At 52.5% G+C, this 24750-nt stretch carries 17 protein-coding genes and 1 pseudogene; 4 read left to right on the top strand and 14 right to left on the bottom strand.

Going from position 1 to position 24750, the window contains the following annotated elements:
* Window positions 1-18: 18 nt before the first annotated feature.
* Entirely contained in the window at window positions 19-1257 is a 1239-nt protein-coding gene (locus FHT75_RS32690; RefSeq protein ID WP_097623563.1) for a pectate lyase, read from the bottom strand.
* A 130-nt stretch (window positions 1258-1387) separates the two neighbouring features.
* Here FHT75_RS32690 and FHT75_RS32685 point away from each other — a divergent pair, with 130 nt between their 5' ends.
* Together FHT75_RS32685 and FHT75_RS32680 are read left to right on the top strand one after the other, a co-directional pair.
* A complete protein-coding gene (locus FHT75_RS32685) occupies window positions 1388-2509 on the top strand; it encodes a glycosyltransferase family 4 protein (RefSeq protein WP_097623562.1) in 1122 nt (373 codons plus the stop codon).
* A complete protein-coding gene (locus tag FHT75_RS32680; RefSeq protein WP_245445239.1) occupies window positions 2439-4013 on the top strand; it encodes an oligosaccharide flippase family protein in 1575 nt (524 codons plus the stop codon). Before FHT75_RS32685 ends, FHT75_RS32680 begins: the two co-directional genes overlap by 71 nt.
* Window positions 4014-4031: 18 nt before the next feature.
* Here the strand turns inward: FHT75_RS32680 and FHT75_RS32675 are convergent, their stop codons facing one another.
* From FHT75_RS32675 to FHT75_RS32620, 12 genes are all read right to left on the bottom strand, one after another.
* Window positions 4032-4676 carry a hypothetical protein gene (locus FHT75_RS32675; protein ID WP_245445238.1) on the bottom strand — a complete coding sequence of 215 codons (645 nt, stop codon included), beginning with the start codon at window positions 4674-4676 and terminating at the stop codon, window positions 4032-4034.
* Between the two features lie 3 nt (window positions 4677-4679).
* The gene (locus FHT75_RS32670) at window positions 4680-6884 is read right to left on the bottom strand and encodes an AAA family ATPase (RefSeq protein WP_097623560.1); all 2205 of its coding nucleotides are present in this window, start codon (window positions 6882-6884) and stop codon (window positions 4680-4682) included.
* Window positions 6885-6903: 19 nt separating this feature from the next.
* A complete protein-coding gene (locus tag FHT75_RS32665) occupies window positions 6904-7518 on the bottom strand; it encodes a hypothetical protein (RefSeq protein WP_097623559.1) in 615 nt (204 codons plus the stop codon).
* Between the two features lie 534 nt (window positions 7519-8052).
* Window positions 8053-9423 carry an O-antigen ligase family protein gene (locus FHT75_RS32660; protein WP_097623558.1) on the bottom strand — a complete coding sequence of 457 codons (1371 nt, stop codon included), beginning with the start codon at window positions 9421-9423 and terminating at the stop codon, window positions 8053-8055.
* Window positions 9420-10712 (bottom strand): O-antigen ligase family protein, encoded by a 1293-nt coding sequence (locus tag FHT75_RS32655; protein ID WP_097623572.1) that lies wholly within the window; start codon window positions 10710-10712, stop codon window positions 9420-9422. Before FHT75_RS32655 ends, FHT75_RS32660 begins: the two co-directional genes overlap by 4 nt.
* Before the next feature lie 36 nt (window positions 10713-10748).
* The gene (locus FHT75_RS32650) at window positions 10749-11747 is read right to left on the bottom strand and encodes an NAD-dependent epimerase (RefSeq protein ID WP_097623557.1); all 999 of its coding nucleotides are present in this window, start codon (window positions 11745-11747) and stop codon (window positions 10749-10751) included.
* Between the two features lie 98 nt (window positions 11748-11845).
* The gene (locus FHT75_RS32645; RefSeq protein ID WP_097623556.1) at window positions 11846-13156 is read right to left on the bottom strand and encodes an HlyD family type I secretion periplasmic adaptor subunit; all 1311 of its coding nucleotides are present in this window, start codon (window positions 13154-13156) and stop codon (window positions 11846-11848) included.
* Entirely contained in the window at window positions 13153-14826 is a 1674-nt protein-coding gene (locus FHT75_RS32640; protein WP_245445237.1) for a type I secretion system permease/ATPase, read from the bottom strand. The genes FHT75_RS32645 and FHT75_RS32640 overlap by 4 nt, the downstream gene beginning before the upstream one ends.
* A 91-nt stretch (window positions 14827-14917) precedes the next feature.
* Window positions 14918-16024, bottom strand: a complete 1107-nt coding sequence (locus tag FHT75_RS32635; protein ID WP_097623554.1) for a glycosyltransferase family 4 protein — start codon at window positions 16022-16024, stop codon at window positions 14918-14920.
* A complete protein-coding gene (locus FHT75_RS32630) occupies window positions 16014-16802 on the bottom strand; it encodes a glycosyltransferase (protein WP_097623571.1) in 789 nt (262 codons plus the stop codon). The genes FHT75_RS32635 and FHT75_RS32630 overlap by 11 nt, the downstream gene beginning before the upstream one ends.
* A 271-nt stretch (window positions 16803-17073) precedes the next feature.
* Window positions 17074-18123 (bottom strand): calcium-binding protein, encoded by a 1050-nt coding sequence (locus FHT75_RS32625; protein WP_097623553.1) that lies wholly within the window; start codon window positions 18121-18123, stop codon window positions 17074-17076.
* Window positions 18124-18732: 609 nt separating this feature from the next.
* Window positions 18733-19875 (bottom strand): acyltransferase family protein, encoded by a 1143-nt coding sequence (locus FHT75_RS32620; protein WP_245445236.1) that lies wholly within the window; start codon window positions 19873-19875, stop codon window positions 18733-18735.
* A gap of 2005 nt (window positions 19876-21880) precedes the next feature.
* On the opposite strand from FHT75_RS32620, the gene FHT75_RS32615 reads away from it, so the two are divergent.
* Both FHT75_RS32615 and FHT75_RS36560 read left to right on the top strand, forming a co-directional pair.
* Window positions 21881-23569, top strand: a complete 1689-nt coding sequence (locus tag FHT75_RS32615) for a RecQ family ATP-dependent DNA helicase (protein WP_097623570.1) — start codon at window positions 21881-21883, stop codon at window positions 23567-23569.
* A gap of 456 nt (window positions 23570-24025) precedes the next feature.
* Window positions 24026-24307, top strand: a complete 282-nt coding sequence (locus FHT75_RS36560; RefSeq protein WP_409527380.1) for an HNH endonuclease — start codon at window positions 24026-24028, stop codon at window positions 24305-24307.
* Between the two features lie 72 nt (window positions 24308-24379).
* Here the strand turns inward: FHT75_RS36560 and FHT75_RS32605 are convergent.
* Window positions 24380-24526, bottom strand: a pseudogene (locus tag FHT75_RS32605) (DUF3606 domain-containing protein); the annotation flags it as partial.
* Window positions 24527-24750 lie beyond the last annotated feature (224 nt).

Here is a 24750-nt window from a genome sequence, read left to right as displayed (position 1 = left end):
GACTCGTGCGGGGCCGAATTACATTTGGGCCTCGCATCCTCGATAAGGCGCGCCGCCCAGCTTGAGATGGGCATTGCACAATGAAACAGCGATCTCATATCGCCCGTCTGGTGCCTTAGCGAAAGGCGTCTTCGGTAGAGCGAACGCTCGCTCTCCCGAAGACGCCTCCGAAGTTTGTACACTTTCTGGTGGACTGTCCACGATCGCGCCGCCACCAGATCGAACCTCTTTTACGATTCTGGCGTCAACTTCATTCCGGTGAGCTGGGCGTGAGCCAGCGTACCGGAGAACGGACTCGGTAATTTCCGCTTCATTTCCTCGCTCCATCGTCAGCGTATCAAATCCGGTTTTGCAGTCGGAATCCGGAGAAATCGAATCGCGAGAAGCATCGTCAACAAATTCGTACTGGGAAAGCTTCCTGTAAGTGCTTGATCCAGGGATCAAAACATTATCTCGGAGACGAACCGGGTACTTCCCGGTTGCGCAATCTAAAAATATCTCGGTGCTCCTTTTGCCTGGGTCGTAGATAACCGAGTTTGACAACGAAACAATCGTCCGTGGACTAATTCGCGGATTGCGGTCGTTGTTGTGTGCGAACAGTACGCCAGATATGTCAACATCGAACACATCTGATCCAATCAGCAGACCCATCGAATGATTCCCTTTGGGGTGCCCCGCAGCTCGCAGAGCCTCAGATATAATTGAGTTTCTAATCTGAACATTGTTGGTGCCGGCATGCCAGACGCTGAGGTTCTCATCGATCGCCCAACTCACGCTAACATTTTCCACAATCACGTTTTGAATCGCACCACCGTACTTCGCGGGGTTTCCGCCAATCGCGATGCCATCTCGCACGCCTGAGACCTCAGGATCGCTTGACGGACCAGGTCGTACGGCGATGTGGCGAATACAGACGTCATGGCTATGCACGCGAAGCGTCCCGCCGACAAGCGTTACGCCCGGTTCAGGCGCCGTCTCGCCGGCTAAGGTTACGAACGGGGTGCGCAAATCGATATCAGACTCAAGCCTGATCGTGCCCCCGACATCGAAAACAATTATCTTCGCTCCGGACGTTCTCACTGCCTCCTCAAGGCTCCCCCTCCCTTTAGGATCGAGCGTTGTTACACGGACTATTTTGGCCCCCGGTTGAAGACCGCATTGAGAATTCGGTACGAACTCTTCTGCTCGGAGGGACGAACAGGCGACCATCGTGGCGATCAAAATAGCCGAAAAGACCGAAAATGCCTTCATATACATCTGTTATCTTTCGCAAACGTTGTGTAGGAGCAATGTTGAAGAATGTTTTATTCACCCGTTTATATTAGAGCACGTCTATTGTCCCGATTGACGTTGTCGCACCCAAACCTTACGAGGATGCTGTCCCTAGATGCAGACATTGACATTTTTTCTTTCGCTGTCTGGATCCTTAACCGCTTGGAAAAAGGCTGGCATACTCGATCGAGAAATTCTCCACCTCAGCGAATATATAAGGGTTGGCGTGTTCGATAAAATTAATATCTTCAGCTACTCGCGCTCCGACCTTACGCTTTTGAGCGATTTGCGCGCCGCGGACCCACTTTACGAGAAGTTTGATGTTCTGGTGCCTTCACGCAAGGCGACCAAATCGGTAATTTTGTTGCATTCAATCTTCGGACCATTGCATCACTATCGTCGGATTGCAGCGTCTGCCGCTCTCAAAACCAATCAGATAAGTGGCAGTTGGGCCGCTCTAATTGCAAAAGTGTGTACGCGCCGGCCCCTCCTGCTTAGATTTGGGTACATCCTTTCGCGGCGGTTTCGCCTGAATGGCCAGCGTCGGGCGGCGTTCCTCGCGCGCCTAGTAGAGCGGATCGGACTTCGGCTCGCTGATGCGGTCGTTGTAACTTCAGAACAGGCCGCGACGGAAATTCGCGGACGCACGGAGTCCTCATCGAAAGTTCACCTTGTGCCGACCTATGTCGATACTGAGCTTTTTGCGCCGGGAAATACTGTTGAAGAAAAAGAGCGATTTATCTACGTTGGCAGGCTGACTCCGCAAAAGAACCTCGCAAATCTGATACGTGCCGCCCAACGTGGCGGGTTTGAGATTGATATGTTCGGTGAAGGTCCGCTTAAGGGGGATCTAGAGGCACTCGTTGAAGCTCTCGGCGCGAAAGTGAGCCTCTTGGGCAGTATACCAAATACAGAGCTTGCTGGCACGATGAAGAATTATCGCTACTTTGTCTTGCCAAGCTTGCACGAGGGCTTGCCGAAGGTTTTGCTCGAAGCGATGTCAACCGGCTTGATTTGTGTGGGGACAAACATTCCCGGCACGAGCGATCTCATAGAAGACGGCGTGACCGGGTATCTTTCGGACGGAACGAGCGATCTCGAACTCGCCGATGCCCTCCGAAGAGCTTCCGAAGGGAAAAACACCGGCCCCGCTGCGCGTGCTTTAATTGAAGAACGCTACGGTATACGCCGTTACATCGAACAGGAAGCCGCAATATTCGAAAGTGTTTTTAACTAATATGTCGATAAAGGCAAAATCCCTATCAGGTATTGGCTGGTTATCATTTGCCAATTCGGCTAACCAATTAACCACACTTATCGTTTTCGTAATACTTGCTCGTCACTTAACGCTGGAGCAGTTCGGCCTGGTGATGCTCGCAGTGCTGATCAACAACGTCTTCACAATCGTATTCAAGGAAGGAATTGTCGACTTCATCATCCGAAGTGACGATGACCCTGATGGCGATACTACAGCCACCGCTTTCTGGCTTCTTTTGATGTTGGCCGCCCTGTGCGTGGCAATTCAAAGCGGTGTGATAGCGCCGTTTGTCGACCATTTCTTCAGCGCAGACACGTCGGTGTACTTGGCCGCTATGGCACCCATTATCGTCCTGAACGCAATGAGTGTCGTTAACCTCGCCAATGCCCGAAAGAAATTCAACTTCAAGATCTCGGCTCTTCGGAACTTCATCAACGGGCTGTTAACTGGCATTGTGGCAATCGTCATGGCCTTGCTAGGTTATGGAGCATGGTCGCTCATTGTTTCCAGGGTCGCCGGCGCCCTCGGATCGGCTGTGATTCTTTGGCATGAGGAACCGTATCGGCCCAAATTAGTATTCAGCGTTATGCACGCAAAACGCATAGTGTCCTATTCGGCGCCAATCCTTCAATTCCGGCTTTTGAGTTATCTGTCGGGCCGCATGCCTGAGTTTCTTCTTGCTGCCTTCGCTGGTCCAGCCGCTTTGGCAATTTACCGGGTCGGCGGACGATTGATCGAGGCGGTCAATTCGCTCTTGCTGGATTCAATCGCAAATGTCCTTGTCACTACCTTTGCAAAGCTCCGCGACCGGGACACCATTGAGCCCTATATACGCGTGACATCCGCGCTGCTCGCGATCCTTGCTCCGATTTATATCGGATGCGGTGCTATTGCTCCTGAGTTAACGCATGTTTTGTATGGCGAGAAGTGGGCGGAGAGTAGCATCGTTTTAACATTTCTCTCGCTTCAGATCGTGCCGGCCGTTCTAAAAATGGTCGCGATAACGCTGTTCAAAACTCGTGACCGCACCTCAAAATTGAGGAGGCTTGGCATCCTGGATATCGTTTCGTCTGCTCTCTTCGCATTGACAGCGACGACCGGCAGCCCCTCAACCGTTGCGGCAGCGGTTGTCATAAGCGCTTTCCTGACTTGCGCGTTCTATCTGTCGGCTAGCCAGAAGTCATTTGGGATTTCGGGGGCATCGGTCGTCAAAGGAAGCGCGCCGTATTGTATCGCAAGTTTGGCGATGTTTGCCATGGTCTTCCCCCTGGCAGGCTTGCTACTGTCGCACATGCCGCCGATTGCTGCTGCAATGGTAGCAGCACTAACCGGTGCTCTGATTTATGTCGCGATCATTCTTGTTTTTTTCAGAAAACAGTCGCTGGTTCTGCTGGCCGAACTATTGTTTCTGCTGCCCGGTCGTCTCAAAAACCTTTTCTTAAAGCGCAAGATGATGCCGGTAGAAGAAGGCGAAAATTCGTGAAGACGCTTTCTAAATGCGTCACTTTCGTCTGGCGTCTATCAGCCTAGACTGCATATCCGAGTCAGCGGCCAGGCTGAAGTCCTTGATGTCTTGAGCGGGCGCATGCTCCAGAAAGTGCACCAGATCCGACGCGAGGGCACTGGCGCCGGCCGAGCGGGTGACAGGTTGAAGACTAAGCCATACTCGCATCCGAAGACTAAGCACGTCGGGCTCGACTGGCGCATATTTGGATGACAACGACATCAAGGCCGCGAGCTCGGCGGTGTTTTCACCTTGGAGCCTGCGAAGCATCGCAAAGCGGAGCCAATAGTTTCCCTCTTTCGGCGAGCACCCAAGAGCGAATTTCATATATCGGTCGGCGCGAGTGAGCGTATCGACCCAAGCAGAAAGATTTGGCTTCTCCGCCGCCTCATCGACGGCGCGAAGCATGACAGTTACCGCCGGCATCACCAAATCTTCCCGACAACCGTGAGACTGTTCGAGCTCCATCGCAAGCACGGCCGCGCGCTGCGCTGCTTTCTGACTTATAGGACGGCCACTCTCGACACGAGCAGCCGTCGATACTAGATCGCTGAACCGAAGTGTTTTATAGAACTCGCTTCCCGCGAATATTGTCAATAGCCCGCAGGCGATCGAAAGCGCCCCACCTAAAATGGATTTCACGCGCTACTTTTCTTCCAAGTAATAATCTGAGTATTTGGAGTGATAGTATTCGACTGAACCATGCGATCGATAAAGTTTTAACTTTTTAGTGTCGACCTTATTGAGAACCGCACCGATCATTCTTGAATGTATTGCAGGCTCACTGCCCAAAACAGCTTGCACGACCTTACGCGACGTCATCCCCCATTCTATGACCAGCATAAAACTGTCAATGAGGGGCGCCATAGCTCGAGCGTCGATGACCGGCCCTGCAGGTGGGAGGTCAATGATCACGTAGTCGAATTTGGTGCGAGCGGCTGCCAGAAAATCTGCCATTGCCTTCGACGACAGTAATTGCGCTGAGTTTGAGACACGTTTGTTGACCAATGCTGGGATAAATTCAACGCCACTTTCTTCGATACGGATAAGCAAATTTGCGGCCGAAGCGGAACCGTTCAAGATCTGGGGCAAACCAGATTCTGCATTTGGCGCCAAAAGCTTGGAGGTTCCTGGTTGCCTGAAATCCGCATCAAGAAGCAACGTTCGGCTGCCCTCTGCCGCCAGCAAGTGGGCCAAGTTTATTGCAGCGGTGGACTTGCCCTCCCCGGGTAACGCCGAGACCACCCCGACAACCCGGCAACCAGATGTTTCATCGGATTCAATAGCGATCTTCGCAGCTCGCAAGGTCTCCGCGAACATCGACATTGGATGCGTCATGACATGATTTGCCGCGCCATCTTTAATGGCAGGCATAAATCCAAGGAAATCGATTTCGAGGGAGTTTCGAACTTGATCCCCAGTTCTGAAATACTTGTCCTGAAACTCGAGAAATGCAGACGCTGACATGCCAGCGGCAATGCCCAGGATACCGAACAGCGCAAGCGTCAGCGGCTTTTGCGGATAGCTTGGTACAGTCGGATTTTGAGCCTTCTCAATAATCCGCGCCTCGGTTATCGGGAACGACTGTTGCTGCGTGGCTTCCTGATACCGCGCCAGGAACGTCTGATACAGGTTACGAAAAGTATCGGCCTTGCGCTCAAGCTCACGCAGTTGAACCTGTGTTTCCCCGGCTGCTGCGCTTACTTTGCTGGCTTGCCCAACACTGTCGGAAAGCGACTTTTCCTTCGAAAGGGCCACATCGTAATCGCTCTTATAGCTCTCCGATATGCGACCCAACTCTTCAAACATCATGCGCTCATACTCGGCCATCTGCCCTCTGAGCCGAACCGCTTGAGTATGATTGGGCCCGAGCCGTGCAGAGATTTCCGCCTCCGTCTTGGAGGCTTCGAGATATTTCATTCTGAGATCGTTCGAAATCGAACTGTCCAAAACGTCGGTAACGATCGCGTCAGTGCGATGAGCGTCGATGATTATCTTTATACGATCATATCGAGCTTTTGCCTTAGCAGTCTCCGCCTGCGCATCAATGAGCGCCCTGTTAAGCTCAGACAACTGTTGATCGGATATGAGTTGGCCGCTGGTTGCCAGAAGTCCATTGTCGGATTTGAATTTCTGTACCGCCAGATCCGTCTCAAGCGCCTTCTGTCTCAATTCGTCTATTCGCTGCTCCAGCCAGTCGCTGGCACGGCGCGTCGCATCATACTTCGAGTTCAGTTTATCGAGTAGGTAGCCCTCTGCAATGGCATTCACAATTTTCGCAGACAGGGCGGGCGATCTGGAGGTATACTCTATGTTCAATACGTAGGTTCGGCCAACGCGGCTTACCGACATGTTCGCTTTTACAGCTGCGGCTGCGTTTTCACGCGCCTCGTCTGCGGCATCTTGGTCTTCTGTTGAACTGGAAAAGAATCGCCGCAAATCAAGGAGTTGAGCCAAGCTGCTGCGTAGTGATTGGCTTGGCGACATGAAGGTTGCGTTGTCTTGCAACTTAAATTTGTCGACGACGGAAAGCGCGACCGAATCGGACCGAAGAACTTCAACTTCGCTCAAAACCGCGGCATCGTCGTTAACCGCGGCTCCGGTTTCGCTCATTTGGCTGAGGAGACCGCTATTGCTTTTGTCAATGAGCAGAGTGGCCGACGCGGTGTACATTGGTACAGCGCTTAGTAGAAAAGCTGCTCCCACCACGAGCCCAGCTGCGAGCGCGACGGCGACAAGAGTCCAACGCCGCCGAATTATCGCGAGGATAGCGTCAACGTCGAAGTTATCGCGTCGGGTACGAAACTCACTGCCGAGTTCAGCGGCATCATTTCTAAATGGGGACAGCATTCTAACTCCAACACTACAATTAATTTGGACTAATCACATTCGTCACGATGGTCGTTGACCTCCCGGCGCCTCTGGCCGCCAACCGTGCCGGTGCAGTCGTTGCGGTCGCCACGTCGCCACCGACATTTCCACTGTTGCCGACCGCTCCCGTATTGCCGATATCTCCTGCCGCGGCAGCAGCGGCACCGTTACCCAAGGCGGCAGTTGCGGTGTCATTGGCGGCACCAAGAAATGCCGTTATAACCTCCTCTAGGCCGCTAGCGGCGATCTTCTCTTGAATTTGAAGTGCATATTCCGGCTGAGATGCGGCACATGCCCGAGCTGTCCAAGCCAAACCAGCGCCAATCGCTGATTTTTGGCCTGGCGAGGCGCCGGCGGCGAGTTGGACAAGCCGGTCGACGTTATCAAACCTACTTCCAGCCAGCGTCCTGACCTCCAAGGACATTGCTGCACCGCCCGTCGGATATTTTGTGGTAAGATCGGCAGGTTGAGAGGAGAACGAGTCCAACTGCTCCGGGCTGGCTTTCGCGGGAGCGATGAAACACGATGCTCCCGCGTCAACAGCTGCATGTACTTGACCAGCACCGAACACCACCACAAAAGCAGCTGCGCACCGTAGTTTAAAATAGCTCATTCCCTCACCTCATTTTCGCGCAGGGACCATATTTTGTGGGAGTGATTTAAACAATCTCCCGGCCCAGGTTAGTTACTGTATCGTTAATTTCCGGCACATCACGAAAAACATCGCGCGTGGTGACGGTGCTTGATGTTGCGCCCCAAAACCGAAGGAACATCTGGCGCGGCGCCACGGCCTCCACCCAAAACCGTCTTTGCTGGAGGCAGAGCCCGCTTCGACGAAAAGGAGGAGAGTTGTTGTTTATGTCGACTTGGGCGCAATCGATCCCAACCTTACGGCCCTTTGTCGTGACTTTAACTGTCGCTTTCTGGTCCAGCGACTTATCATCGCGGTCGGATCGGCGAAGCGTACGTCCGGCCAAAGCCAATCGTAACGCCAACCGCCGGAAGAGCCTTAGAACCACTTTCCATTAAGACCTTATTCCTTCAAACCTAACATTTTGAAATCGTTTAACAGATCAGCTTGCCGTTTTCGAGCGCTCCGCGATTTATTTTAAAGATGTTGCACTCGGGCAACGTTGGCCCGACAAGACTATGTGAGTTGTTTTAATGTCGTATTACCTGAGATCTCATGCGGTCTAATATTGCTTTTGTCTTGAAAGGAGATCCCAAAAGCTATTCCTGCAACCGCCGCAAAGAGATTGCTAACGCCCGGTATTTGGAGAGGAAAATCGACCAGGGAATGGGCAAGTAGCGCAATGGTCGCGCTTATACCCAATGCAGCAAAAGGGCGGAAGCGTCGGCGGAGCTTCATACCGCCGAGATAGGCGCGGCACAGAATCCACATCCCACACATCAGCGCAATGAGGAAAATAACGCCAAGGCCGAAGGTGCCCTCCAGAACAGAGTTGTGCGCCCTATCCCATATGCCGTTTATTCCACAATCTGGGCTCCGATAACGTGGAAACGCTGAGCGAAATGCGCCGAAACCAGTTCCTACCCAAAAGTTTGCGTCAGCCACAATACCAGACAAAATCGAGCCATACGTGCACACCCGGCTATCGGCAAGTTTTTCGGTGGTCAGGCGAATGATCGCTCCTTGACCAAACAACGCAATACACGAAAGAATGAAGCTACCCATGAACAATGAAGGCATTACCATTGGTTGCTTTTGGCGCGCCGGGCCGCCGGAAGAATATGCGCGGAGCAATGCTGCCATCAGTAAGCAACCAAATATAGCGGCTGCTATGCCCGCCCTCGACTTTGTCAAGAGCAGCGCAAATACGCCTAGCGCGAAGAGTGAGGGTGTCATCCATCTCGATATGGGCCTGCCCTTGGGTGCGATACGCTGCCCATAGAGCATGAACGCCAAGAGAATCTGCAGAATGAGGCCAATATAGGCGGCCGCATTATTTCGGTTCACAAACGGGCCGGTTAGGCTCTCCTTGTAATGCAGCTTGTCTGCGAAGACAATATGATCAGGGTCCACGAAGAACTGGACGAGCGCGCCAACAACGATTGCGGCGCCCCATGCACCGAGCAGCCTCAGCAAGCGCAACGCGCTGTCATTGCCGGTCGATACGGCCCGAAACAAAAAGAAAATGACAATAGGCACGAGTAATCGCAAAATCGCGATATCGGTTGCCCCAGGGGACACAGAAATCGACTTCTGCTGAATACCCTCGAAGCTTTCGGAAGACGCGCCGAGCGTGATGAAAGCCGAGATATCCAAAGCCTGTGAATAGGCGGCAGCTGCCAGCGTACAACTGACGATGAATAGAAGCCATATTGTTTTTGTCTCGGCCGCGCGGGGCATCACAACGAACGCAACCGTGCCTGTTGCGAACGTCAGAACAGCAAAAAACTGGAAAGGGACTTCGGCGACGCCCCCATATGCTAATGCCGGGAGCGCTACGAGGGAACATAGCCAATGTGCGTAAATGCGTGACCTCACAACCGTCACCGCACCGTCGTCACCTGAACTGGTTCCCTAGCAGCTACTGTTCGGGTCATTTCTCGATCTTGCTGCGGGTAGAACGCCGGATTTTGAGCCACCAAGGGTATTATGTACCAGAACATGAAGTCTGCCTGCAGCGGACCATCGTTGTGATAAAATATGTGCACGAGATACGGGACGAATGCGAGCACGCCCACCAAATTTTTTGCGAAAGCACGTAGCAAGTATGGAACGACAAAAAGCGCCAACACCCCATGTTTGTTGATAAACATCAAATAGTAGTTATGGAGTGCATGGATCGTAATCGCTTGAGAATTGGGATAATTTTTCAGCCAATCCCAGTACTCGGAATAGTGAGCGACGCTGTCGAAAGACAGCCCATATCCGAATGGTCTATAGAAGAACAACATTGAACCATAGACGCTAAGGACCAACCGTCCCTCGCCCGAACTGTTTTCCGTGTTGAATGTACGAAGCCCGGAGGAATTCATTGCCTCAACAATGGAATCTCCAAGAAGAACTGCAGCCGCCATGAAGAGGCCAGCTAACAGCCCGAGCATTGGCTTAGCGGAAGCTAAATAGAGGCAGAAGAATACAGCCAAGCCAAGCATGGGCGAGCGATTGCCAGAGCATATTGCCACGAAGCCAGTGATTGCAACCGTCGCAATCAGTCTTCGGTCCAATCCGCTCATGATCGCACTCCGACCAACTTGACTGATGCGGTACGCGAAAATTACAGCAAAGGCTAGGCAGAGCTGCGTTCCGAGGTGAACCGGACTATATGACAAACCCAACGCTCGATAGTGTGTGTCAAATCCCTCAAAATCTGCGAAATCTCTTGGCTGTAATGCGGACAGTGCGTCGTAGGCGGACCAAGCGGGCGAAAATCCTGCAAATTGCAAGGCGGCAAAGATTGAGGAAATCGCGATCGGCAGCAAAAAAATTAGAACCGTTGATTGATAACCAACAACAGTGATCACGCAATATCCCACAATCAAGCCGACGATTGCTTGAATGTGGATCTGAACAACTTGACCTATGGAGTAAGTGAAGCCGTCCCCTACAAGCGCACTAGATATCAATGCACAACAAGTCAAAAACGCAATGAGAAATATCTGATTTCTTTGATCCTTAACCGCGCGAACGATAAGTCCAGGCGCATACGCGCCCACCACGGCAAGTAACACCGCGACGAAAAGCAATCTTACGGGAAGGCCACCAACCGACAGTCTCACCAACACAACGGCAAGCATCATGTTGATCGCAAATAGGGTCGCTACGATGGGTTTCAGCAAGACGTTACTCGACAGGTTCGTGGTCTTATTGTTCAATCAGTGGGCTTGCGAGTACCATTCAACAAAGCGCCGAACGCCCTCAGATACAGGTGTCTGTGGCGTATAGCCCGTCAACGACTGAAGAAGCTCAGGTGCTGCATAGGTACGAGGCACATCGCCCTGTTGCATAGGTAGCATATTACGCAACGCCTTTTGATCCAGCGCCTGTTCTACAGTCTCGATAAATGCCTCCAAGCCAACCGGCTGCCCGCCCCCGATGTTCACGATGCGGAAGGGGGCATGCATTGATATAGTGTCTATCGCGTCATCTGTAGGCGTCGAGGACTGCGGAATCACAGGTATGAGTCGGACAATCGCTTCAACGAGATCATCGATGTAAGTGAAATCTCGGGACATTTGTCCATGTCCATAAACGTCAATTGGCTTGCCGTCGAGTATGGAACTCACGAACTTGAAGAGCGCCATATCCGGTCGGCCCCACGGGCCATAAACCGTAAAAAACCGAAATGCAGTGGTGGGGATCTTATGAAGATGCGATTGGCTGTGCGCCATCACTTCCATAGCTTTTTTTGTCGCTGCGTAGAGGGTCAAAGGCTCGTCTGCCTTGTCCGATTCCCCAAATGGAATCTTGCTATTTGCTCCATAAATCGACGAAGTCGATGCCAGTAGCAGGTGATTGGGTCGAAACTGCCGGCACAAATCCAATATGTTCCACGAACCCACTAAATTTGATCCAATATATGCGTCAGGATTCTCAAGGCTATATCTCACGCCTGCTTGAGCGGCCAGGTGCACGACAACATCCGGTCGAGCGTATTGGAATGCCTCTGACAGTCGATCACGGTTCTCTAGCATTGCGATAACCGGGTAGAAATTGCTGTAGTTGGATAGAATTGCGTGCCGCCGCTCCTTTAAGGAAACGTCGTAATACGGTGTCATCCCATCAAATCCCGTCACGGAATGACCTTCCTCCAATAGGCGTCTCGCAAGATGAAAGCCTATGAAGCCCCCAGTTCCAGTCACTAGAAATTGCATATCTTTGTCTTCTCTTTATGTGCGGCAAATTTACCTCGGGTTATGCCGACACTAAGCATACCCGGAGGAATAATCTATAACGGGACAATCCGATTTGGCTATCTTTCAACAAATACACGCGCCATATGATCGCGTATTGGCTTTGTGAAGTAACTTGCGACGGATCGATCGTTCCCTCTAATGAACGATTCCACAGGCATGCCGGGAAGGAGTTTCAATTCCTTCAGCTTTGCGACCTCATCAGCGGGGATGGCAATGTCGCATTTGTAAAACGCAGTATTCGTTTTGGCATCCATCTCGAGATCCGCCGATACTCTTAGGACCTGTCCGGTCAAATCAGGTGTTGTGTTTCGATCAAACGCACTAAATTTTAGGAACGCTGACTGACCAACGGCCACCTGATCGATCATCGACGGAGCAAGCCTCACGCTCACCACCAGTTCACTTTGAGATGGAACTATCTGAAGAAGCGTTTCGGCTGGCGTGACAACAGCGCCAACACTGTGGATATTGAGATCGTGAATAGTGCCCGCTGTTGGCGCGCGTATTTCAACACGATTCAGTTGGTCGCGGGCCGTTACTTCTTTTTCAGTCAGTTCATCGAGGCGGCTCTGGACGTCTCTCTGCTCTGTTTCAACCTGCAATCTTAGGTCCTGATCGATCTGCAATAGCTGGATCTTTATTTCCGAAATCCGAGCTTTCGCACTCGCTGCAGAGGCAACCAGTTGCCCGTTCTCGCCCTGAATGCGCGCTTCGCTTCGATCAAGGCTATTCAATCTGTTGAGTGAAACGAGGCCCTGGTTGTAAAGACGACGTGTCCCTTCCAATTCTTTATCGATCAAACGGATCTCTTGAGCCTTAGCGGCTTGTTGAGTTTCTAGGCCTTTGATCTGCTCTTGGTACTGGGTGATCTGTTCACCGAGTTGCTGACGCTGTCCCTCTCGCGCGTCCCGGCGGCTCTGAAAGATGCGACGCTCCGATTCCATCACGCCGTCAATCTTATCGGGCGCAATTCGGAGAGCTAGCTCCGACGGGACGATAATATCTTGCAGTCCCATCGCTTCAGCAAAAAGCCTAGCCTTCCTTGCGTAGAGCTGATTAATTGCGGCCTTCAAGATCTCATAGTTCATCTTAGCAGCAGTGGCGTCCAACCTGATTAGCACTTCGTCGCTACGCACGACTTGGCCTTCGCGCACGAGGATTTCAGTTACTATCCCCCCACTAGGGTGTTGGACCGGCTTGATGTTTCCGTCAACAACGAGCGTTCCAGGTGCGACTACTGCGGTTGCGAGTGTCGTATTCCCTGCCCACACGGCAAAACCGCCAAATATCGAGATCACCGCAGATACGCCAAACAGCATATGAATGCGCAGAGATTTTCGCAGTCCGTTTCGCGTCTCTCCGTTCATGCTCCCAGATCTCCATCAACGACCTTCAGCGTTGTCGCCGGCAACGCCCGGGGACCCTCAGATATACGATTGATGATGGCATCCCGCTTCCCGTACATTGCGACGTCCCCGTTTCGCAGCATGAGGACATGATCGACGATGTTCATAATGTCGGAGCGATGCGCGACAACAATAACAATACCATTTCTGTCCTTCACTCGGAGCAGAGCGTTAGCGAGCGCACGCTCTCCATCGACATCCAGATTTGAATTCGGCTCGTCCAGCACTACCAAGAATGGCTTCTTGAAAAGCGCCCTTGCGAGGGCAATACGCTGCCGTTGACCGGCCGATAGGTTTTTGCCACCCTCTCCGACCGCGGTCTGATATCCATCCTCGAAGTGAACAATCATTTCGTGTGCGCCCGCCGCATGGGCTGCATCCAATATATCATCGTCGTTCGCATTCTTAGCGAAACGGCTGATGTTCTCCGCTACGGTCCCCTCAAAGAGCTCTACTGTCTGAGGAAGATATCCGATGTGCGAGCCGCGCGCAGTGTCCGTCCATTGGTTTAAGGTTGCGCCATCAAGTCTGACCTCTCCCCTTACCGGCGACCAGATCCCGGCAATCGCTCGCACCAGACAAGACTTACCTGAACCGCTAGGACCGATGACACCGAGTATGCTTCCCGCCTCAAGCGCGAACGAGGCGTTTTTAACAGCTAACTTTTGCGTGCCTGGTGGCACGATCGCAACGTTTCGAACCTGCAAGTTCAGCTGCGGAGCGGCCAGATTCGTTTTATGTTCGGTGATCGTTGCTAGCATGGAACTCTCACTGAGCCGTCGCCAGGCTTGCATCGCACCGATCAAAGACTTCCATTGGCCGATAACCTGCTCCACTGGTGCGAGTGCGCGGGACACAATTACTGAGGACGCTAAGATCATCCCGCCAGTCAACTGGCCATCAACGACAAGAAATGCTCCGAGCGCGAGAACACCTGACTGGACGGCATATCTGAACGTCTTGGATGCACTCGCAGCCATACCTGCAAGATCATTTATCTTGCGACCCGATTTCGCATGCGCCTGATGAAAGTCGAACCATCGCTCATACGCGCGATCGAACAGCCCCATCGACGTAATGGCTTCAACATTTCTATGAACCTCTTCCTCGATCCGACCTCGGGCAGCGAGTGTTGTGCTGAGGTTTCGTGCTTCTCGCTTCGTGGCAAAATGAGTTATTGCCGTCAGCACGACCAGGATCAGAAGTGCTGAAGCAGCAACAATCCCAATATACGGATGGAGAAGAAAACATACAAAAAGATAGAGAAGCGCCCACGGAAGGTCAAACAAAGATAGGAGACCGCTTCCAGATAGGAACTGCCTTATCTGATCCAAATCCGCAGCCGGTCTCGTTGCACTCTGCCGTGCAGCTGCAACACGAGGCATCGTAGCAATGATGCGGAAGACAGAGGATGCTAAGTCAATGTCCAAGATGCCGGCAACACGAGCCATAATGCGGCCGCGTAGTACGTCCAAGACACCTGAGAAGAGATAGAGAAATGCAGCGAGAACACCCAGCGCCACGAGCGTTGGCATGTTCTTACTTGGTATCACCCTGTCGTAGACCTCAATCATGAAGACTGGACCTATAAGCGCTAGAAGGTTTACGCAGCTTGTCAGAACCACTGCCATGACAACGGCGGGGGTAAAAACACGCGGGGGGAAGGGTCGAGTGTGACTCATTTTGCCTGCACTTCTTGGACTTGGCGCTTCCGGACTAATATTAAGCGGTCGCTACTTCAGTTGAGTCGGAATTGCGGAAGCGAGGAATATCATTGTCATTGGATACACCGATCTTGGTCAATATTGTTTCAACGACTTCATCCCAGTCCGGAAATAGGCTCCGATTTACCGTGAACGATTCGGGCTCAAGCAGGGCTTTCTTGATTAAGTCAGCGAGCTGAGTGCCATTTTGGGGATCGAAGTAGTGAACATCTGGCAACTGGAGGTCGCGGTTGGCGTCAATGTCCGAGAGCAGGATGGGCGCACCGCATTGTATTGCTTCGAGGACCGAATTGGACATACCCTCGTGTATCGAGCAGTTAATAAAAACCGCGGCTTGGCGAAGTCGGTCATAGACCTCCTTCCGGTCGAGAGCACCTTCCATCCTGAGGTTTACTAACCCGCGGCGTACGATGTCCGAAGACAAAACGTCGAATTCATTTGTCTTATCGGGCCCACCGACGATCGTGACCGGTGTTGAGCCCAAGACGCTAGCAGCCTCGACCAGCACCGAATAGTTCTTCTGGCTAGTTATACGACCAACAGCCAGAGCGCCAATCCGCTGAGTTTCAAGCTCAACCCTGTCTCTAGTAATGCCATTCCGGACGACGGTAGCAGCTATCGCTTTTCTACCAAGGTGCCGTTGAATACTGGGCGAGACCGCGATAACGTGATCAGCAAATCGCATGGTTGTTTCCGAAAAACGGAAGTAAAGCTTTGCTAACCTGCCCCATTTTGGGAGATGGTAATCTATGGAACCGCTCCGCACCGCAACCAGCGGGCGTCGACGGGGATTAAGGCGAGCAAGCAAGCCAAGCGCCGCTGAATTTATGCCAAGCAAAAAGACGTAGTCATAACGACCAGTCAGGCACAGCCAAGCTGCCTTCATATAATATAGTATTTTATCGGTCTTTCCGAAACCAAATGTGCCGGTTACGTGAACCCTTACCGACGAGTGGGCACGATCGTCGTGTTTTAGGCAGGTAGCCTCTACGTCGATAATCTCTGATGCTCGCTTGCAGAATTCCTCCGCAAACTTCTCGACTCCTCCTTCGTGTCCTGTGATCCCGCGAGCACCGACTACAAGCATCTTTTTTCTACTTACCACGACCGATTGTCCTTCGAAGGCGTCTTAAAGAATTTGGGGTTAAAAGAATTACTGAGTATTTCATGATGGTCAGGGCTGCGTCCAAGAGGGAACCGCTTTCCGAAATGTCCATCAATCGTGCCGCGAATGAAAATAATGCCTGCTTTTTCCGCTTCGCCACGGTGATAGAGTCTGGCGAGTACCGACGCTGGATGAGTTGCTCCGGGATGCAGGAGAACGTTAGCCCATGGCGGGCGGAGCGAAGATAGAGTTCGTAGTCCTGAGCGTATCTGAAAGGTTCGCAATAGCCGCCAATGTCGACCACTCGGCTCCGGCGATAGGCAACTGTTGACGCTACAATGAAGTTTCTTTTTCTGAGCGCGGCCACGATCTGGTCGCCCTCGATCGGACCTTTGATCGACCAGGTCGAGCTGTTGCTTTCAGATTTGCCTTCGGCAAATGAGTATACGAAATCAGCGGAGGTTGCCTTGAAATGCGCATAGATTCTGGCAAGTCTTTGCTCGGTTGGAATGTCATCGTCGTCGTTTCGAACAATCACATCCCCGCTCGCTAGGCGAAGACCGACATTCAAGCTTTTTGTCAAGCCTTGGTTTGAAGCATTGACATGTACCTTCAACCGCTCGTCCGAGGCGGCCAGTTCATGGAAGTAGGCAACGTCCGCCTTCGGGTTGTCGACTACGATGACGATCTCCAGTGGCACATCGGTCTCTCGCCGAAATATGTCAACAACCTGCTTCAGGTCGCCCCCACCGGTGGTACAAATTAGGACTGATAGCATCAGGATGTGGCCTGCCAGATTAATTAAGTTATTTTTGCTCCGACGCGCCGCTCGTTAGCGGCGCGCTCAATACCAGCCATCAGACGATGTGGATATCTTCTGCGTGCACGGTCACTGGGGTGAAATCTGCGAGATGGATTGTGGCGTTTCGGCCCCTCTCCATTGGCATCCTAGTAAAGTGCAAAGGTGGTTTTGGCGTTAAAGAAGAACTACATTATTTAATTACTTGATAGAACGCGCCGCTCGTTAGCGGCGCGTTCAGTACCAACCATCAGACGATGTGGATATCTTCTGCGTGCACGGTCACTGGGGTGAAATCTGCGAGATGGATCGCGGCGTTTCCGCCCTCTCCATCTGCATCGTAGTAAAGTGCAAAGGTTTTCGTGTTAAAGACGAATTGTGCGCCAGCACCTTCCGCTTCACTTTTATCACTCGACGTGAACAGCGCGTTGACGTCGTAATCAGTCTTATTGAATTGCAGCGAGTCAGCGGCGGATTGGAAATCGCGGATTCGGTCGATGCCGTTCGCAGTTCCCGCAGCCTCAAACACGATAGTATCTGCCCCTGCTCCACCGGTGATATCATCGTTGCCAGCACCGCCGCGGATCACATCGTTGCCGTCCAAGCCCGCGATCTTGTTGTCCCCAGCATCGCCAGACAGCTTGTCCGCAAAAATTGAGCCTTCAAGATTCTCGAAGTTTTTCAGCGTGTCACGGCCAGCGCCGATTGTGTCCTGCGCCTTGGTGCTTATCGAAAGATCGACCGTCACTCCATTGATCGCGTCTTTGTACGATACCAAGTCGACACCGGCGCCGCCATCCTGGAAGTCATTGCCGTTGCCACCACGGATGATATCGTTGCCCGCCAGACCAGCTAAGCTGTCGTCGCCGTCGCCGCCGAACAGCGTGTTGTTTCCGCTGTTGCCCTTGATAACGTTGTTGAGCTCATTGCCAGAGCCGTTAATGTTATCTTCGCCCACCAGCGTCAGATTTTCGACGTTAGGGCGCAGGGTATAGCTGATGTATGCCTTCACGTGGTCGATACCCTCGCCCGCGAGTTCCACCACGACGTCCTGAGCGCTTTGCACGACATATGTGTCGTTACCCACGCCACCGTACATCTTATCGTTACCCTCGCCACCATCGAGGAAATCGTCGCCAGCGCCGCCGACCAAGGTGTCGTTCCCGATCCCGCCGCGCAGATTGTCATTGGCGTCAGTACCGACAATGTGATCGTCACCGTCTGTGCCGTAAACATTAACGGGGCCCGCCTGATCAGAAAAATCGCTGTCCTGGCCCGGTAGAAGATTAATTGTAGTCACTTTGGTACTCCCTGCTAACTTGTGTTACTCATATTTTTTGAGGCAGCTAAATCCACATCTCAGGATTTAACTTCCATCACGTGGGACGCTACTAACATTGTTTGAAATAGCAATCCATTTAATCAGTGGTTAACCTAAATAGACAAGGTAAATATTTCAGCAAAGATTTTATATTTGCAATACCTCCAACCGCTGATTGAGTCACTGTAATAAATTCGCCGCTACCGATAATCGACCACAGCACCGTGAGCTATTTGCTTAATTCGGAGTTAACGTCAAAGTCCACTTTTGGGTGGATTGTATATATATTGGCTTTGAGGCGCTCCGCTGCTCCGTCTGCACTTGCTGAAAGCAAGAAGACATCGAAATCAACTCGACGAAACAGTATGAACTTTACTAGGGAGATTGGCCGACAATGCAAAGGGCCTGCGTCCGCTTAGACTTACTAATCGAACACTCGACGGCACCTTGTCACTGTGGCCGACAACTCGCCGTGCGAGAATATCTGTCACGAACTAAAAAGATTTCCCTTTGGACGAGCGCTTTAAAAGCATTCGATACGGGTAAGGATTGCCGACTCTAAATATTCCCGATTGAGGTGCCACATCATTACGCCTTCCGCGAAAGCACGTCCCGGACGAACGGCATTTCATTCTGGAAATTGAAGGTCAACCTATTGAGCCCGACCATTGAGAAGACGCGATAGAGCTGTGCAGCTACGAAATGGCGGTATCGCAATTCGAAGAGGTTCGAAGCAATCCATGCAATAGCTATAACCAAAGCCAGACTAACGGTTATGGCTAGGTCGATGCCGATGATTGGCGTGAAAAGCTTGATGAGCGAAAGGCCCACCACCTGGTGAAACAGGTAAATGGAATAGCTGTAGTCACCGATCCAAACTATGACCGCGCTTTGGAAGACAAGCTTATCAGCCAAGAGGGTCGCCGCCAGGATGAACAAGAATTGCACATTCTGGTCGAATACGAATGCATCATCATTGATCGCCATGACTGAGAATGCGACGGCCAGAGCAAGCAAGGCATTGAACACACCATCTTGCATCCGTCCCGCCATGGCTACTCCTAAAGCGAAAAAGGGGAGATACTGAGAGATGAATATTCCATGCATTACCTTGCTCAGAACTCGTAGATGGTTCGAGCTGTCGAAGTCCAACGGTATGCCGGGAGTTCGATCAACCAGCAGAATGAGCAAATCTATGGAAGACACGGAGAGGGCCACCAAGCAAAACACTTGGATGAACCGCTCCTTGAAGGCAACCGCGAATAGCCCAATGAACAGGTAGAACTTGAGTTCAACCACGATCGACCAGTAGGCTCCGTCAACCCATGTAAAGCCGAGGTCTTCCAGAAAGAATAAATTGCCAATCAAGTCAAAAGCCGTTGGCTGCTTTTCGAAAAAACTATGCGACCCCAGAACGACCGGCGGCTGCGCGAAATGGATGAAGACGAAGACCGTGATTGCAGCGACAATAAAAAGTGGCCAGATACGAGCGATACGCTTAGCATAGAATGCGGCGATGTCAGTTGTTTTCGCGAGCGACTTAGTGATCAGATATCCCGATATGACAAAGAATATCAAGACGCCAACCTTGCCTATTTGCAGCTGGAGAATCGGCGCCTCGGCTGAGCCGAAGGCTTCGGGCGGCACCCTGCTTAGAAAGTGGTAAAGAACCACTAAGGCGACAGCAATGCCCCGCCACATCTGAATGAATCGACTTGTCGAGTCGCTCATCATTTCTCTCCGACCGTTGCGCTCTATTGGATCGGAAGTAACTAGACATCAGTTTAACGTCAAATTAATAACGCAGCGTTGACAATTTAACCTTAATTCACGCGGCTACCGACTAGCGGTTCCCGGCTTACCAGATCAGAAAATCATCGGGCGATTTCCCAGCTTCGCGCCGGTTCCAGCGAACACCGGAAAAGAACGCGAATAAGTATGCCCATGCCGATGTGAAGAATTTCATGAATCACCCCCCAAGCCTTCATGAGGGAATGGCTAACATGTGATGACAGAAACGTCGAGGCCATCGGACCCCCGAGGAATTTGTGTTCACTATAACTGATCGGCTCCCGCATGAAGGAAGCGCTGAAGGTTATATTAGTAGGAAGCATCAACGATAACCTTTTGCGTGAAAGATCTCCACGGAACATGCCGACAACCTCCGGCTTCATTCTCGAAGTGCCAAGGTGGAGAGCCGGCTTGTGGTCGACAGGCGGAAGACCGGGCTGAGCGGTCGGATGCCTGATCAGTTCTCCGTGAGAATCAACAGGGCGCTCCACGACCGTATGTCGGAGCGCCCTGGGCTGCGTCGCCCGCTGTTGCGTTTATGGACGACGCAGTGCGCCGCAATACCTAAATTCTCGACTAGTTCTATTTGGAGGGAGCGGGGGATCACAGGTGCCGACAATGGCCGGCATCCGCAGACGAAGGGCCGGAAAATACAGTTGATCCACACGACAGATGAAGCAGGAAATTCAGACAATCTGATCCCTAAGTTTACTATCCATGCCGACGCTCTACTGCCAATTGGTACTCGGCCTCAAGCTTTTCGCCATCTGATTCCTGGGCCTTGACGCTAGACACAGACCGAAGGTTAATCTCATCGATGCAAGACGAGCAAATCAGCTCGTCGCCATCAATCTTCTTGCCGTTGCCACACCGCATGCATGTATGTCCACGTTTCTTCCTGCCGAATAACATCGAACCGGTTCTTCCCTCAGTTTGTTAAAATGTTACAAACAAACGCGAAATGTTATACTCGCGATGCATTGCGACAATGCCTATAATTTCTCTTGCATTTTAAAGTCCTCAAAAGCGCAGCCCACGCTTACTGCGCAGCAATGCTTTTAGCCCCATTCGAGGTGAAATTCATTTGGGTTGAGGTAGACTAATGTTTGGGTTGTGCCCGATCGAGGCAGCGATTTTTCGCGCTTACCGGCAAATAGCTGAAGCTAGCCCAACGAAGATCTAGAAAGGATCTGACCTTTCGATTCAGCGGGCGCAGGATATACGGAGAAGTTTCACGTGCATCCCCCCGGGCTTGTTGTTTTCTGGAAAGTGCCTCAGTGGCTGGCATTGAAGTCTTGGCGAGACAGCGCCGCAAAATATAAACGAATTTCAAATTAACCCCAGCAATCCCCAAGCCATCACAAGCCCAATGGACTGGACTTTGACAGCGCCCCATTTCTTTACAAACAGTAATTGCAAATTTCTTCGTAAAGTCGAGTCCCGTCGCGGACTTTTTTTGGGTTTAAGCTGCAATCCAAGACCTTATGAACAGTGTTGTTGGCGCCATTGTAGGGAAGGTTGTTATTTCGTCGAAGTGACGTCTGTGGTTGTGAAGCACTTTGCACAATATCTCTCTCGACTATGTCAATAAGTCATCGGAATTGTGCGAACATCCGCACTGCTTCCGGCATCCATTTATTCCAGTCTTGATCTCTTGAAACCGTCGATACAGCTCAGCTTTATCCATTTTCCTCGGCTTGCGTGTCAACGATGTCTGTCTCCTCGATCGCGACCGCGTTGGTGGTCTCCTCTGGGTTCCATCGTCAGCCCATTCCTCCTCGAGGTCTACTAACCTCCGCCGAAAGGGGCCTTGGTCTTCGACGACGGCTCGAAGAGCTATTTGCGGCGTTGAGATGTGCTGGGTCACATTCATTCGCGAGCGGCGCCGTGTAGCAGGTTGCTCTTGGTTACGCTTTCTCAGCGACTTTCCCCCATTCTCCGCCCAATGAAGGAAGCCACCAACCAGAGCCTGACAGAAGACTGGAAGCAAACGCGCCGCTTTGTCCTGCAACGTGATGGATTTAGATGCGTATCGTGTTCAACGAAGGCGTCTTCCGCCGACGCCGACGTACATCATCTATTGCCGCGATCCATGGGCGGGTCTGATGAACCCTCAAATCTCGTAACCCTCTGCGATGGCTGCCACGCCGCCCATCACCCGAACCTGGCAGGAACCCTTGCGCGGCGAGTAATCGAACGCTGGGCTATGCGCTTGGCTCGGTGGCTAGACAAAGAGGCGCGAGACCTTGAGTCCACCATGAACTTTGGTCCCATCCTCCGGCTCTTTGGCGCATCCCATTTTCGCGACGGTCAGCTACCAATCGTTTTGGCTGCGCTCACCGGCAAATCCATTCTCGTTGTCAGCCCGACGGGGTCCGGCAAGTCTCTCTGTTTCCAGCTACCCGCCATGCTGCGAAAGGGAATGACCATTGTCGTCAGCCCCCTGAAAACGTTGATGGCCGATCAGGTCTCCGGGTTGCTCCGCAAGAAGATACCGGCAACCTTCGTGAACAGCGGCCTCAGTCGCGAAGAGAAGGAAATCCGATACTCCATGGTCGAGGAGCACGCCGTGAAGTTCCTCTATCTCGCGCCAGAGCGCTTCTTCGTTCGGCGACAAGAGGAGCGAGACGCCCTGACCCAGAGCAAGCCAGAATATATGGTCGTCGACGAGGCTCATTGCGTCGATCAATGGGGCCGCGATTTTCGCCCCGAATACGGACGTTTGCGGGAGGTGCGCCAGAGCTTGAGTTCGCCGCCGATCTTGGCTTTCACCGCGACTGCCGGATTGGCGATGCAGAAACGCATCTTGGCATCCTTGGGGATCGAGGATGCGACGGTGTTCGTTCGCGGCGTTGACCGGCCGAACATCGCACTGATCCGGTGGCGTTGCGCCGCTTCCTCCCGTCATCTGGAGATCGCGAAGTTACTACGCATGCCGTTTATCGCGGGACGGAAGGCCATGATCTTCGTTCCGACGGCTCGTATCGGTCAGGAACTGCAATCCAACCTGCGAAACAGCGGCCTTGAAGTTCAATTTTATCACTCGAAACTCGGAACGGAATGGGAGCGCCAGGAACTGCTAAAGCGCTTCCAAGGGGAAAGCCGACCGGTTATCGACCACATAATCTGCACGAACGCCTTCGGCATGGGCTTGGATGTGCCGGGCGTTCGCCTCGTTATTCACTGGCAGCAGCCGTCGTCGGTGGAAGATTATCTTCAGGAGTTCGGCAGAGCCGGACGCGATGGCCGACAGGCCGCCGCGATCATTTTCACCGAAGGCAATCGTGCCGGGCGCGATGTTGGCCTCCTTCGCTTTATGGCCGAAAAGACGTCCGGCACCTCCGAACTCGATGAAGTCACTGCTCGGTCGATGCTTCAGCAGCGGTACTCGCAGATTGAGGACCTAAGTGTATTGCTCAATGCCAAGGGTTGCCTGCGAACTGGGCTCATCGAATATTTCGAGGGGCCGAAAGTCCCGGCCCGGCAAGGGATCGGACGAATGATCCTAAACTGGGTCTTCAGCAGAGACAGCAAGGCTCAGCGCTTCCGATACTGTTGCGACGCGTGTGCGCGACAAGGCCGCGAGTCCAAAGCTCTTTCAGACCATGTCATGTCGGTGTTCACACGTCTCTGAGGCTGACAGTGTTGCGCCTGGTCGCGGTGCCTGACGTTGCAGGTTGGCCGAATCTCGTCATGTCGGTGCCCTGCCCAAATGGTCCGCCTCCAAGAGGCTTTCGCCTGATTCAGATAGCGCTACTTGGACCGGTCAATATTGACAATCTGGCTAGCCCGTTTAGCTTGAGGTTGAGCGGAGGCAAGACGATCGGGCTTGCCTGGGGTTAAGACCCGTCAGCGTTGCGCACTATATAGGCGCTCGTACCGTTTAAAGACTGCGGAGTGACGCTTTTAGGCGTCGTCTTGTGCGAGGAATATCCTCCCAACTGAGGGGCGGCTCTTATTGTCGCTGCACGTCCGCTTCAGCAATGAAGCAAAGGACGTGGGACTCGTGAAATCAAAGAAGCAAACACAATATCTGAGAAGCAAGGCCGCCGAGAGCCAAGGATGGCTATGCTACTACTGTCAGCAACCCATGTGGGAGACTGATCCGAAAAGCTTCAGCGCACGGTTTGGGCTGACGGGCCGCGCAACGTTGCACTACCGGTGCACGGCAGAACATCTGAAGGCTCGATGCGATGGGGGCCGCGATGCCAAGGAAAACGTCGTAGCTGCCTGTCGGTATTGCAACGGGAATCGCCACAAGAGGAAGCGGCCGAAAGACCCCGTGTCCTATAGAGAACTTGTTCGATCACGGATGGAGCAGGGTCGATGGCGTCCCATTACGTTGATGGATTGCCACCGCCCAGACGGGTAGTCACATACGTCACAGCCGCGACAGCATACTCTCTAGCGAGAGCGGCCGGACCGCAGGTAGCAGCTGTGACGCTTAGCCCTTTCGATCCAATGTGTCTTCAACCTTCCTCCGGCTGTTGCCGACGTCCTTGACTATCTCTTTGACCGCCTGCTCGGACACGCCCTCCTTCGTTGCCTGATAAAGGACCTCGTGATCTTGGCCAGCCGCGAGGCGGGCTCGATCCTGATTTGCAGCTTATCGACTTGAGGAGATTTCAAACCTCCGTCGCTTCGCTATGGAATGCCAAACTTCCTGAGATCGACGAAGTGCATGCTGGTAACCCGTTGTGGTGAACGGCACCCCAACCGGTCCCTTAAATGTGAAGCCTTCTCTTTTTCAATAGCTTAATTCACTCGCGTTATGTTTGCGTGCAATAGGAGAGCGCCCCCATGCCGCGCAGACAG

The sequence above is a fragment of the Rhizobium sp. BK112 genome (genome assembly GCF_014193215.1).
GTDB lineage: Bacteria > Pseudomonadota > Alphaproteobacteria > Rhizobiales > Rhizobiaceae > Rhizobium > Rhizobium anhuiense.
This window is presented reverse-complemented; position numbering and strand designations above follow the sequence as displayed.